Genomic DNA, 13,042 nt, shown 5'->3' with positions numbered 1-13,042 from the left:
CCATGCCGCGGATCCCCGACAGGAGCAGGGCCGTGGCGGCGGGTTTCCTGCTGCCCGCCCTGCTCCTCCTCGGCGCGCTCGTCGTCTACCCCATCGGGTACTCCGTCCGGCGTTCGCTCTTCGACCGCTCGGACTCGTCCTTCGTCGGCCTCGACAACTACCTGGCGCTGGTCACCGACGACTCGCTCCGCACCGCCGTCCGCAACAACCTGATCTGGCTCCTCGTGGCCCCTGCGGTCGCCACCGCCCTCGGTCTGGTCTTCGCCGTGCTCACCGAACGCGTCCGCTGGGGGACGGCGTTCAAGCTGGTCGTCTTCATGCCGATGGCGATCTCGATGCTGGCCGCCGGGATCATCTTCCGGCTGGTCTACGAGCAGGACCCGGACCGCGGGGTCGCCAACGCCGTCTGGGTCGGGGTCCACGACACCTTCGCCGAGTCCTCCGGCTTCCCGAAGGCCCGGCCGCTGCCCGTGCACCCGCTGAAGGCGGCCGGCGGCGGCGCGTACGAGACGAAGACGCCGGTACGGGCCGGGGTGCCCGTCCTCCTGCCGCTGGTCGGGGTGGCTCCGGCGCGGATGCCGCAGGACGCCCGCGCCGCGCACGCGCCGACGGCGAAGAACACCGAGATCACGGGAACGGCCTGGCTCGACTTCACCCGGGGCGGCGGCGGGAAGCCGAACGTGGTCGACCCGAAGGAGCTGGGCCTCAAGGGGCTGCGGATCGAGGCCGTACGGGACGGGAAGGTGGTCGCCACGGCCACGGCGGCGGCCGACGGCAGCTTCGCCCTGCCCGCGGACCGCGCCGACGGAGCCGTACTGCGGCTGCCCGCGAGCAACTTCAGGGAGCAGTACAACGGCGTGGAGTGGCTGGGCCCCTCGCTCGTCACCCCGGCGGTGATCGGCTCGTACGTGTGGATGTGGGCCGGCTTCGCCATGGTCCTCATCGGCGCCGGGCTCGCGGCCGTACCGCGCGAGCTCCTGGAGGCGGCGCGGGTGGACGGGGCGAACGAGTGGCAGGTCTTCCGGCGGATCACGGTGCCGCTCCTGGCACCGGTGCTCGTGGTCGTCCTCGTCACGCTGATGATCAACGTGCTCAAGGTCTTCGACCTTGTCTTCGTCATCGCGCCGGGCTCCGCGCAGGACGACGCGAACGTGCTGGCGCTGCAGCTGTACCGCTCGTCGTTCGGCACGGACGCGGATCTCGGGGTCGGCTCGGCCATCGCCGTCGTCCTGCTCCTTCTCGTGCTGCCCGTGATGGTGGTCAACATCCGCCGCATCCGAAGGGAGTCCCGCCGGTGAAGAGCTTCGCGGCCAAGGTCTCGGCCCGTGCGGCGGGCGGCGCCGTCCGGGTCTTCCTCCTCCTCACCGGCCTGTTCTGGCTGCTGCCGACGGTCGGGCTGCTGCTCTCCTCGCTCCGCTCGCCGTCCGACATCGCGGCGAGCGGCTGGTGGCGGGTGTTCACGGCGCCGGCCGAGCTGACCACCGAGAACTACAGCCGTCTCCTGGCGAACGACACGATCACCGGCTCGCTGCTCTCCACCGTCCTGATCACCGTCCCGGCGACCCTCCTGGTCCTCCTCATCGGTTCGCTCGCCGGTTACGCCTTCGCGTGGCTGGAGTTCCCGGGCCGGGACTGGTGGTTCCTGGGCGTGGTCGCCCTCCTGGTGGTCCCGGTGCAGGTGGCCCTGATCCCGGTGTCGAAGCTGTTCGGCGCGGTGGGGCTCTTCGAGACGACGGCCGGGGTGGTCCTCTTCCACACGGCCTTCGGCCTGCCGTTCGCGATCTTCCTGCTGCGGAACTTCTTCGCGGAGATCCCGCGCGAGCTCCTGGAGGCGGCGCGGCTCGACGGGGCGGGCGAGATCCGGCTCTTCACGCGCGTGGTGCTGCCGCTCGGCGGTCCGGCGATCGCCTCGCTCGGGATCTTCCAGTTCCTGTGGGTGTGGAACGACATGCTGATCGCGCTGATCTTCGCGGACTCGCAGTCGCCGCCGATCACGGTGGCGCTCCAGCAGCAGGTGCGCCAGTTCGGCAACAACGTGGACGTGCTCGCGCCCGGGGCGTTCGTGTCGATGGTGGTGCCGCTGGTGGTGTTCTTCGCGTTCCAGCGGCAGTTCGCGTCCGGGGTGATGGCGGGGGCGGTGAAGTAGGGCCTCAGCTCTTGAGCGCCGCGACCGCCGCGCGCGCGAGCTCGTCCGCGTACCCCTTCGGCAGGGGCGTACGGACGACGACGAGGCGCCAGTAGAGCGGGCCGACGACGAGGTCGAGGGCCTTGCCCGGGTCGGTGCCCTCGGGGAGTTCGCCGCGGGCGACGGCCTCGCGGACGATCTGGGTCATGACGCCCTGCTGCCCGTCGAGCAGCACGGCCTTGACGGTCTCGGCGATCTCGGGGTGCCGGGCGGCCTCGACGAGCAGGTCGGGGATGACCTGGGAGGCGACCGGGTGGCGCAGGGCGTGCGAGGCCACTTCGAGGAGGGCGCGCACGTCCCCGTACAGGGAGCCGGTGGCGGGGGCCGGCAGGCCCTGGGCGGCGAAGGCGCCGACGAGGTCGAGGACGAGGGCGAGCTTGGACTTCCAGCGCCGGTAGACGGCGGTCTTGCCGACTCCCGCGCGGCGCGCGATGCCCTCGATGGACATCCGGGCGTAGCCGACGGACGCGAGCTCCTCGAAGACGGCGGCGCGGATGGCCTCGGTCACGTCCTCGCGGAGTACGGCGGCTCCGGCGGGGGCGCGGCGGGGGGTCGGATCGGTCATGGACGGCATCCTAACGAACCGCGACATCCCGGCAGCGTTACGACGAGACGGTTGCGTTCCGACGTGCGGGCGTCCTAATGTCCCCGTAGCGACGATACGGACCCGTTCCATCGCCGACGGCATCACGCGCCCGATCCCCGCACACCGGGACCGGACCGCCCGCGCCCCCGCACCCCTCGTCGAAAGCGCCCGCCCGTGACCACGACCCTCGCCCCACCCGTGCAGCAGGCCGCCCCCGCGGAGCAGGAGGACCTCGCCGCCCTCGCCCGCCGCCACGGCCTGAGCGTCAGCGGGGCCCGCCCCTCGCTCCCCCTCTACGTGCGGCAGCTCTGGTCCCGCCGTGACTTCATCGCCGCCTTCGCCACCGCCCGCCTCACCGCCCAGTTCAGCCAGGCGCGCCTCGGCCAGGTCTGGCAGGTGGCGACCCCGCTCCTCAACGCGGCCGTGTACTACCTGATCTTCGGCGTCCTGATGAACGCGAAGAGCGGCGTGCCGGACTACGTCCCGTTCCTCATGACCGGCATCTTCGTGTGGACCTTCACGGCCAACACGGCCCAGGCCGGCACCCGGGCGATCAGCGGCAACCTCGGCCTGGTGCGCGCCCTGCACTTCCCGCGCGCGAGCCTGCCGATCTCGCTCGCGCTCCAGCAGCTCCAGCAGCTGCTGTTCTCGCTCGCCGCGCTGGTCGTGATGCTGGCCTGCTTCGGCCAGTTCCCCACCTGGAGCTGGCTGCTCGCCGTCCCGGCCCTGTTCTGCCAGGCGCTGTTCAGCACGGGCGTGGCGCTCGCGCTGGCCCGGGTCGCCGCCCGCACCCCGGACATCAGCCAGCTGATGCCGTTCGTGCTGCGGACCTGGATGTACGCCTCGGGCGCGATGTGGTCGATCCAGAACCTGGCGAGCAGCGGGCGCTTCCCGGAGGCCGTGGTCCTCGCGCTCCAGTGCAACCCGGCGGCGGTCTACATCGACCTCATGCGCTTCGCGCTGATCGAGAGCTACACGCGGGCGCAGCTGCCGCCGCACGTGTGGGGGCTCGCCGTCGGCTGGGCCGTGCTGGCCTTCGTGGGCGGTTTCATCTGGTTCTGGAAGGCGGAGGAGACGTACGGCCGTGGCTGACACGCACCAGCAGACACAGGGAACCCCCACCGTCATCGCCGACGGCGTCCACATCACGTACACCGTGCACGGCGGAGGCCCGGGCGGCCGGGGCGGCGCCACCGCCGCGCTCGGCCGGATCATGCGGCGCGGCACGGCTCCGGCCGGCCGCCGGGTCCACGCCGTGAAGGGAGTCAGCTTCGTCGCGTACCGGGGCGAGGCGATTGGCCTGATCGGTTCGAACGGGAGTGGGAAATCCACCCTCCTGAAGGCGATCGCGGGCCTCCAGCCGGTCGACCGGGGAGCGATCCACACCCACGGCCAGCCCTCCCTCCTCGGCGTCAACGCGGCCCTGATGAACGATCTGACCGGCGAGCGGAACGTGATCCTGGGCGGCCTCGCGATGGGCATGAGCCGCGCGGAGGTCCGCGAGCGCTACGACGAGATCGTCGACTTCTCCGGCATCAACGAGAAGGACGACGCGATCTCCCGCCCGATGCGGACGTACTCCTCCGGGATGGGCGCCCGGCTGCGCTTCGCCATCGCCGCCGCCAAGAGCCACGACGTCCTCCTCATCGACGAGGCCCTGTCGACCGGCGACGCGCGCTTCCGCCGCCGCAGCCAGCGGCGGATCGACGAGCTGCGGGCGGAGGCGGGCACGGTCTTCCTGGTCAGCCACTCGAACTCCACGATCACGGAGACCTGCGAGCGGGCGCTGTGGCTGGAGGCGGGCACGCTGCGGATGGACGGCCCGGCGAAGGAGGTCGTGGCGGCATACGAGGAGTTCACGGCCAAACCGGACGCACAGAAGGCCAAGAAATAAGACATAGCGGTCTAAAGTGCGGTGGGATGACGAACGATCAGCAGCAGCCGGATCCCCTGCCGTCGCCGCCCCGCTCCGCAAGCGAACCCCCCGCCCTCACCGGGTCCCCCTTCGACTCGGACACCTTCACCTCGGCCACCTTCGTCACCGTCGGCCGCGGCCCCCACCTCGCCCTCGCCGTCGTCTGGCTCCTCACCCGGGCCGGCATGCTCCTGCTCCTCGCCCGCGACGACCTCGGCATCGGCGGGGTGGGCCGCGAGGTCGCCCTCTACCAGCACTGGTACGGGAAGTTCGCCGACGGCACCTTCCCGCCCGGCGACGTCACCTGGCAGTACCCGCCCGGCGCGGGACTCGTGATCATGTCGCCGGGCATCCTCCCCTGGCTCAGCTACTTCCAGGCCTTCGTCACCCTCACCCTCCTCGCCGACGTCCTCGTCACCCTCGCCCTCGCCCGCGCCGACAGCGCCCGCCTCACCCACGGCGCCTGGATCTGGGTCTGCGGCCTCCCGCTCCTCCTCCACCTCCCGCTCGCCCGGTACGACGTCCAGGCCACCGCCCTCGCCGTGCTCGCCCTCCTCGCCCTGGGCGCCCGCTCCACCGCGGGCCATCAGCTCGGCGGGGCGCTCGCCGGGATCGGCGCCATGGTCAAGGTGTGGCCGGCGCTCGCCCTGATCGGCACGCCCCGGGGCCGTACCACCCGCGAGGCCTGGACCGCCGCCGCGGTCACCGCGCTCGCGCTCCTCGCCACCCTCGCGCTGTTCTTCTCCGACTCGCTGGGCTTCCTGCGCCAGCAGGGCAGCCGCGGCATCCAGATCGAGTCCCTGTGCGGCACGGCCCTCGCGGTCGCCCGCGCCACCGCCGTCTGGCCGGGCAGGGTCGAGTTCCGCTACGGGGCCTTCGAGTACGTCGGCCCGTACGTCTCCACCCTCGGACACCTCGCCCTGCTGCTCACCGTCATCGCCTTCGGCTGGCTGCTCCTGTGGCGCCTCCAGGCCCGGCGCTGGACCCCCGCCACCCCGCTCGACGCGACCCTCGCCGCCGTCCTGCTCTTCACCGTCACCAGCCGGGTGATCAGCCCCCAGTACCTGATCTGGCTCCTCGGCCTCGCCGCCGTCTGCCTGACCTCCCGCGACACCGTGATGCGCCCGGTCGCCCTGCTGCTCCTCCCGGCGGCCGCGCTGAGCTCCCTCGCGTACCCCGTCCTCTACGACGAGGTCGTCCTGGGCACCCCCACCGGCGTGGCCGTCATGGTGCTCCGCAACGCCCTGCTCCTCGCCGCGGCCCTGCTCGCCGCCCGTCGCCTGTGGACCTCGACGGCCGGCGCGCCACCCGCCGAGTGAACCCACCCCGCCGACAAGGGAGTTCGACAAGATCCACCGTGCCGTAGTCTCGTCCGGCAAGCACTGCCGGCGCCTGTGCACGGCGGCGACACCCGGAGCGGGGGAGGCTCTCATCGGTACCGGCGTCGACGACATACTCACGCCCCTCGGCCCCGACGATCCTCGGGACGTCGCCGGATACCGGCTGGTCGCCCGGCTCGGCGCGGGCGGCATGGGCACCGTCTACCTCTCCCACACCCGGGGCGGTCAGCCCGTCGCCCTGAAGCTGATCCTGCGCGAGTACGGCCAGGACCCCGAGTTCCGGCAGCGCTTCGAGCAGGAGGTGCAGGCCGCCCGCCGGGTGCAGGGCTACCACCTCGTGCCCGTGGTCGACCACGACACCTCGGGCACCTCCCCGTGGCTGGCCTCCGCCTTCGTCCCGGGCATCGCGCTCCACGACGCGCTCGGCGCCTTCGGGGCCCTCCCGCTGACGACCGTCTTCCCGCTCGTCGGCTGCGCGGCCCGGGCCCTGACCTCCATCCACGCCGCCGGGGTCGTCCACCGCGACCTGAAGCCGAGCAACGTCATGCTCGCCCCCACCGGTCCGTACGTCATCGACTTCGGCATCGCCCGGGCCGCGGACGCCACCCAGATCACCCGCAGCGGGCGGATCATCGGCACCCCGCAGTACATGTCGCCGGAGCACGCCCTCGGCGAGCCGGTCACCCCGGCCGGCGACGTCTTCTCCCTCGGCCTGATCGCGGCGGTCGCCGCCACCGGACGCCACCCCTACGGCGACGGCGGGGCCTTCACCGTGGGCACCCGGATCGCCAACACCGCCCTGCGGCCGCCGGACCTCGACGGCTACCCGACGGAGCTGCGCCCGCTCCTGGAGCGCTGCCTGGCCGCCGACCCGGCGGTCAGGATCACCCCCGCCGAGCTGACCGACTGGTGCGAGCGCGCCACGGGCCGCCCGCTGACCGCCCTCGGCGACTGGCTGCCGGGTCCCGTGGCGGAGGCCGTCGACCGTCGCGTACGGGCCGCCGCCCAGCCGGCGACCGGAGACACTCCTCCCCCACCGCCCCACGAACCGACCCGCCCGGACACGCCTCCCCCACCGCCCCACGAACCGACCCGCCCGGACACGCCTCCCCCACCGCCCCACGAACCGACCCGCCCGGACACGCCTCCGACCGGCACCCCCTACGCGCCGACCGTGGACGCCCCGGCCCCGCCGCCACCGCCACGGTTCGGTCCGCCGACCGCGGCCCCCGCACCCGCCCCCGCACCGAGCCGACGGCGGCAGGTCCGCATCGCGCTGACCGTGACGGCGGCCGTCCTCGCGGTCGCCGGCGCCTGGGGCTTCGCCCAGAGCCTCGGCGCCGGCGGCGACGACGAGAACGACGCACGAGGAGGAGGCCGCAAGCCCACCCCCACGGCCTCCACCACACCCTCCGCCAAGCCCTCCACCATCCCGTCCAGCGGCGGCGACGAAGGCACCCTCCTCTTCAAGGACCGTCCCTTCGCTCTCCGCGCCCCGGCGGACCCGGGAATCGCCAAGGCCGACCTCGACATCCCCGCGGTCGATTCGAGCGCGAAGTTCAACACTCCCGAGGCCGAGCTGGTCATGAGCGAGATCTCCGGAGGCCGCTGGGAGTTCCCCAACGGCATGGGCAAGAGCACCGGCAGGACGGCCCGCGAGTGCCTGGAAGGCGCCCGGAGCAACGCCCTGCCCGACAAGATCGACGCCAAGGACCTGCGTACGGAGATCCCCGTGGGCACCCTCCTGTGCGGCACGACCAGCGACGGCCGGCTCGCCCTCCTCGAGATCACCAGGATCACCCGGAACGCCGAGAACGACCTGCCCGACTACTTCGCCGAGCTCACCGTCTGGAAGCCCTAGAGGACCCGCGCACAAGGCACATGAGGAAGGGCCCCGCCGGAACACCGGCGGGGCCCTTCCTCATGCAGGGATCAGCTGTGCGAACGGAGCAGCGTCCGCATCGTCCGCATCGCCACCGACAGGTTCGCCAGGTCGAAGGTGTCCGAGCCCTGGATCTCCTCCAGGGTCGTCCGCGCGCGGCCCAGGATCGCCGCGTTCTTCTCCTCCCAGGCCTTGAACCGCTCCTCGGGGCTCGTGGTGCCGTTGCCGACCGTCAGGACGTCGGCGGTCAGCGCCGCGTGCGCCGCGAAGAGGTCCTCGCGGATCGAGGCCCGGGCCATCGACTGCCACCGGTCGTTGCGCGGCAGCTCGATGATCCGGTCCATCAGGTCGGTGATCCGCAGCCGGTCGGCCAGGTCGTAGTAGACCTCGGCGACCGCCAGCGGCTCCTTGCCCGTGCGGTCCGCGATCGCGACGATGTCGAGCGTCGGGAAGGCGGAGGAGAAGCCGGCGACCCGCAGCGCGAGCTCCTCCGGCACACCGACCTCGGTCAGCTCGTCCAGGATCGACTGGTACCACTCCAGGTCCGCACCGCGCAGCAGCTGCGGCAGCTGCGCCCAGACCTCCTCGACGCGGTCGGCGAAGAACTCGATGGTCTCGGTGAGCTGGAGCGGCTGCGGCCGGTTGTTGAGCAGCCAGCGGGTGCCGCGCTCGACGAGCCGGCGGGAGTGCAGCCGCATCCGGGTCTGGACGTCGGCCGGCACCACGTTGTCGAGGGCCTCGACGGCGTCCCAGACCTGGCCGAGGCGGAAGACGACCCGGGCGGCGGTCTGCGCGCGGACGATCTCCTCGATGGACGCGCCGGTCTCCTCGCGGAGGCGGTGCAGGAAGGTCGAGCCACCGGTGTTGACGGTGTCGTTGACCAGGACCGTCGTGATGATCTCGCGGCGCAGGGCGTGGCTGTCGACGGCCTCGCCGAACTTCTCGCGCAGCAGCGTCGGGAAGTAGGCGTGGAGCAGCCCGCGCAGGTACGGGTCGTCCGGCAGCTCCGTGCCGATCAGCTCGTCGGCCACCGTGATCTTGGTGTACGCGAGGAGGACGGCGAGCTCGGGCTGGCTGAGGCCCCGGCCGTTGTTGAGGAGCTCGCGGATCTGCCGGTCGTTGGGCAGGAACTCCAGGGAGCGGTCGAGGGCCCCGTCGCGGCCCAGGCGGCGCATGAAGCGCTGGTGGGCGTGGAGCAGGGACGGCGACTGGGCGACGGCGTTGGCCAGGGCGGTGTTCTGCGCGTAGTTGTTGCGCAGGACGAGCCGGCCGACCTCGTCCGTCATCTCGGCGAGGATCTTGTTGCGCTGCTTGACGGTCATGTCGCCCTCGGCGACGAGCCCGTTGAGCAGGATCTTGATGTTGACCTCGTGGTCGGAGGTGTCGACGCCGGCGCTGTTGTCGATGGCGTCGGTGTTGACCTTGCCGCCCTGGCCCTCGGGTCCGCCGCTGCGGGCGAACTCGATGCGGCCCAGCTGGGTCGCGCCGAGGTTGCCGCCCTCGCCGATGACCTGGGCGCGGACGTCCTGGCCGTCGACGCGGATGGCGTCGTTGGCCTTGTCGCCGACGTCGGCGTTGGACTCGGCGGAGGACTTCACGTACGTGCCGATGCCGCCGTTCCACAGCAGGTCGACGGGCGACTGGAGGATCGCCTTCATCAGCTCGGCCGGGGTCATCTTGGTGACGCCGTCCTCGATGCCGAGGGCGGCCCGCATCTGCGCGTTGACCGGGATGGACTTGGCACTGCGCGGGTGGATGCCGCCGCCCGCCGAGAGCAGCGAGGTGTCGTAGTCCGCCCACGAGGAGCGCGGCAGGTCGAAGAGCCGGCGGCGCTCGGCGTACGAGACGGCCGCGTCCGGGGTCGGGTCGATGAAGATGTGGCGGTGGTCGAAGGCGGCGACCAGGCGGATGTGCTCGGAGAGCAGCATGCCGTTGCCGAAGACGTCGCCGGACATGTCGCCGACGCCGACGACGGTGAAGTCCTCGGTCTGGGTGTCGTGGCCCAGCTCGCGGAAGTGCCGCTTGACGGACTCCCAGGCGCCGCGGGCGGTGATGCCCATGCCCTTGTGGTCGTAGCCGGCGGAGCCGCCGGAGGCGAAGGCGTCGCCGAGCCAGAAGCCGTACGACTCCGCGACGCCGTTGGCGATGTCGGAGAAGGTCGCGGTGCCCTTGTCGGCGGCGACCACGAGGTACGTGTCGTCCTCGTCGTGGCGGACCACGTCGACCGGCGGCACGACCTCGCCCGCGACCAGGTTGTCGGTGATGTCGAGGAGGGCCGAGATGAAGGTCTTGTACGAGGCGATGCCCTCGGCCAGCCAGGCGTCGCGGTCCACGGTCGGGTCCGGGAGCTGCTTCGCGACGAAGCCGCCCTTGGCGCCGACGGGCACGATGACGGTGTTCTTCACCATCTGCGCCTTGACCAGGCCGAGGATCTCCGTACGGAAGTCCTCACGGCGGTCGGACCAGCGCAGACCGCCTCGGGCGACCTTGCCGAAGCGCAGGTGGACGCCCTCGACGCGCGGGGAGTACACCCAGATCTCGAAGGCGGGGCGCGGGGCCGGCAGGTCCGGGATGGCCTGCGGGTCGAACTTCATCGACACGTAGGCGTGCGGCTTGCCCTCGGCCGTGGTCTGGAAGAAGTTCGTCCGCAGCGTCGCCGTGATGACGGTGAGGAAGGACCGCAGGATCCGGTCCTCGTCCAGGCTCGCGACCTGGTCGAGGGCGGCGTCGAGCTCTTCGAGGAGCGCGTCGATCAGCTCGGTGCCGGCGCGCTGGCGCTCGGGCGCCATCCGGGCCTCGAAGAGGGAGACGAGCAGCCGGGTGGTGTGGACGTTGTTGCGGAGGGTGTCCTCCATGTAGTCCTGGCTGAAGGTCGCGCCGGCCTGCCGCAGGTACTTGGCGTAGGCGCGCAGCACCATCGCCTCGCGCCAGGTGAGCCCGGCGGAGAGGACGAGGGAGTTGAAATTGTCGTTCTCGGCCTCGCCGGTCCAGGTGGCGGCGAAGGCCTCCTGGAAGCGCTCGCGGGCGTCGTCGCCGAGGTAGTCGCCGCCGTTGCCGGTCGCGGCCGGCATCCGCAGGCCGAAGTCGTAGATCCAGGCGTGGGTGCGGTCGGAGCAGCGCAGCTCGTACGGGCGCTCGTCGGTGACCTCGACGCCGAGCCGGTTGAGGACCGGCAGGACGGCGGAGAGGGAGATCTGGTCGCCCGTCTTGTAGATCTTGAAGCGGCGCTCGCCGGGGCCGGCGACGACGGGCTCGTACAGGGAGAGCGCGAAGTCCTTGCCGCTGCTGGCGAGGGCCTCCAGGTGGACCAGGTCGGAGACGGCCGCGCGCGGCGAGTGGTCGGCCTTGTAGCCCTCGGGGAAGGCGTTGCCGTAGCGGCGGAGGAGTTCGGCGGCGCGCTCCTCGCCGAGCTCGGCGTTGAGCGCCTCGCCGAAACCGTCGGCCCAGGAGCGGGCGGCGTCGACGAGCCGGGCCTCGATGCGGTCGACGTCGGCGTCGGTGAGCTTCGCCAGCTCGGTGCCGGGCTTGACGCGGACGACGAAGTGCAGCCGGGAGAGGATCGACTCGGTGTTCCAGGCGGTGAAGTCGACGCTGGTGCCGTCGAGCTCCTCCTTCAGGATGTCGATGATCCGCAGCCGGACGCGGGTGGTGTAGCGGTCGCGCGGCAGGTAGACGAGGGCCGAGTAGTAGCGGCCGTACTCGTCCTGGCGCAGGTAGAGCCGCAGCCGCCGCCGCTCCTGGAGGTACAGGACGCTGGTGACGATGGACTGCAGCTGGTCGGACGGGGTCTGGAAGAGCTCGTCGCGCGGGTAGGTCTCCAGGATCTGGAGGAGGTCGCGGCCGTCGTGGCTGTTCGGCGAGAAGCCGGCGCCCTCGAGGACCTCCTGGACCTTGCGCTTGACGACCGGGACCCGGCGGACGGACTCGGTGTAGGCGGCGGACGAGAAGAGGCCGAGGAAGCGGCGCTCGCCGATGACGTTGCCCTCGGCGTCGAACTTCTTCACGCCGACGTAGTCGAGGTACGAGGGGCGGTGCACGGTCGCCCGGCTGTTGGCCTTCGTCAGGATCAGCAGCTTGTGCTCGCGCGCCTTGGCGCGGGCGTCGGCGGGCAGCCGGCTGAAGGACGGCGAGACGGGGTGGGCGTGGTGGCCCTCGTCGTCGGCGCCGTGCTGCGGGTCGGAGCGCAGGATGCCGAGGCCCGTGCCGGGAACGGCGGACAGGGCGTCGCCGTTGACCAGCTCGTACTCGCGGTAGCCGAGGAAGGTGAAGTGGTCGTCGGCGAGCCAGCGCAGCAGCTCGCGGGCCTCCTCCACCTCGGTCGGGCGCAGGTCGGAGGCGGTGGGCTCGCCGGGGAGGCCGTCGGCGATGCGCAGGGCGGCATCGCGCATCTTCTCCCAGTCCTCGACGGTCTCGCGGACGTCGGACAGGACGCGCAGCAGGTCGTTGGTGATCTGCTTGAGGTCGGCCTTGTCGGTCTCGCGGTCGATCTCGACGTGGATCCAGGACTCGGTGAGCGCGTCGTGCGGCAGCTCGCCGTGGATCTGCGCCGACAGGACCTCGATGAGCTTCCCGGCCACGTCACGGCGGACGAGGACCTGCGGGTGGATCACGACGTGGATGCCGCGGCCCTGGCGGGACAGCTCGTTGGTGACCGAGTCGACGAGGAACGGCATGTCGTCCGTGACGACCTCGACGACGGAGTGGCTGCTGGTCCAGCCGTTCTCCTCCACCGTCGGGGTGTGGACGCGCACGTTCGCGGTGCCCTGCGGGCGGTTCTCCGCGAGGCGGTAGTGAGAGAGCGCGGCGCCGAACACGTCGACCGGGTCGCGGTCGGCGAGGTCCTCGGGCGCGGTGTGCAGGTAGTAGCGCTGGAGGTAATCGAGCACGGTGTCCCGGTCCGGACGCTCCCCAGAGCCCTCCGGGCCCGTCGGAAGTCGCCCCCCGACCGGGCTGTGCTCAGCTACGCGAGCGGCCCTCTCGAGCAGCTCGGCCTTTGCTTCGTCCAGCTTGGTCTGCATGTCCTCTGACTCCTGTCGCGCGCCGTTGCGTGACGTCGGTGGAAGAAAGGGCACAACGCCACGACGCGGTGATTCCGGTCGAAGGAGACGTTATGCCCGAATGAGAGACGCCCGGG

The 13,042-nt window shown here is 71.8% G+C and carries 8 protein-coding genes; 6 read left to right on the top strand and 2 right to left on the bottom strand.

Translation table 11 applies throughout. From position 1 onward, the window contains the following. Nucleotides 1-2 precede the first annotated feature (2 nt). Nucleotides 3-1,298, top strand: a complete 1,296-nt coding sequence (locus ABT041_RS31905; protein WP_351191033.1) for a carbohydrate ABC transporter permease — start codon at nucleotides 3-5, stop codon at nucleotides 1,296-1,298. Next, nucleotides 1,295-2,146, top strand: coding sequence for a carbohydrate ABC transporter permease (locus ABT041_RS31900; RefSeq protein WP_351191031.1), 852 nt, complete (start codon nucleotides 1,295-1,297; stop codon nucleotides 2,144-2,146). The genes ABT041_RS31905 and ABT041_RS31900 overlap by 4 nt, the downstream gene beginning before the upstream one ends. A 4-nt stretch (nucleotides 2,147-2,150) precedes the next feature. Here ABT041_RS31900 and ABT041_RS31895 read toward each other — a convergent pair whose 3' ends face one another. After that, the gene (locus ABT041_RS31895) at nucleotides 2,151-2,750 is read right to left on the bottom strand and encodes a TetR/AcrR family transcriptional regulator (RefSeq protein ID WP_351191029.1); all 600 of its coding nucleotides are present in this window, start codon (nucleotides 2,748-2,750) and stop codon (nucleotides 2,151-2,153) included. A gap of 195 nt (nucleotides 2,751-2,945) precedes the next feature. Between ABT041_RS31895 and ABT041_RS31890 the strand changes: the two genes are divergently transcribed. The 4 genes from ABT041_RS31890 to ABT041_RS31875 all read left to right on the top strand — a co-directional run bounded on the left by ABT041_RS31890 (nucleotide 2,946) and on the right by ABT041_RS31875 (nucleotide 7,887). Beyond that, on the top strand, nucleotides 2,946-3,863 hold the full coding sequence (locus tag ABT041_RS31890) for an ABC transporter permease (protein ID WP_351191027.1): 918 nt from the start codon (nucleotides 2,946-2,948) through the stop codon (nucleotides 3,861-3,863). Then, a complete protein-coding gene (locus tag ABT041_RS31885; RefSeq protein ID WP_351191025.1) occupies nucleotides 3,856-4,665 on the top strand; it encodes an ABC transporter ATP-binding protein in 810 nt (269 codons plus the stop codon). Before ABT041_RS31890 ends, ABT041_RS31885 begins: the two co-directional genes overlap by 8 nt. A 26-nt stretch (nucleotides 4,666-4,691) precedes the next feature. Continuing rightward, complete coding sequence (locus tag ABT041_RS31880; RefSeq protein ID WP_351191023.1) at nucleotides 4,692-6,005, top strand: glycosyltransferase 87 family protein; 1,314 nt, start codon at nucleotides 4,692-4,694, stop codon at nucleotides 6,003-6,005. 73 nt (nucleotides 6,006-6,078) lie between these two features. Further along, the gene (locus tag ABT041_RS31875) at nucleotides 6,079-7,887 is read left to right on the top strand and encodes a serine/threonine-protein kinase (RefSeq protein ID WP_502976633.1); all 1,809 of its coding nucleotides are present in this window, start codon (nucleotides 6,079-6,081) and stop codon (nucleotides 7,885-7,887) included. Between the two features lie 71 nt (nucleotides 7,888-7,958). Here the strand turns inward: ABT041_RS31875 and ABT041_RS31870 are convergent, their stop codons facing one another. Further along, nucleotides 7,959-12,926: an NAD-glutamate dehydrogenase gene (locus ABT041_RS31870; RefSeq protein ID WP_351191021.1), complete on the bottom strand. Its 4,968-nt coding sequence runs from the start codon at nucleotides 12,924-12,926 to the stop codon at nucleotides 7,959-7,961. Nucleotides 12,927-13,042: the final 116 nt, after the last annotated feature.

Origin of the sequence: Streptomyces sp. NPDC002825 (assembly GCF_040295385.1) — a bacterium.
In the GTDB taxonomy this organism is placed as follows: Bacteria; Actinomycetota; Actinomycetes; order Streptomycetales; family Streptomycetaceae; genus Streptomyces.
Note: the sequence above shows the minus strand (reverse complement) of the source record. Positions and strands in the feature narration are given on the sequence as shown.

Coding starts and splice junctions, on each gene's coding strand:
- ABT041_RS31880 (WP_351191023.1), top strand. CDS start 4,692: ATGACGAACGATCAGCAGCAGCCGGATCCCCTGCCGTCGCCGCCCCGC.
- ABT041_RS31895 (WP_351191029.1), bottom strand. CDS start 2,750: ATGACCGATCCGACCCCCCGCCGCGCCCCCGCCGGAGCCGCCGTACTC.
- ABT041_RS31870 (WP_351191021.1), bottom strand. CDS start 12,926: ATGCAGACCAAGCTGGACGAAGCAAAGGCCGAGCTGCTCGAGAGGGCC.
- ABT041_RS31905 (WP_351191033.1), top strand. CDS start 3: ATGCCGCGGATCCCCGACAGGAGCAGGGCCGTGGCGGCGGGTTTCCTG.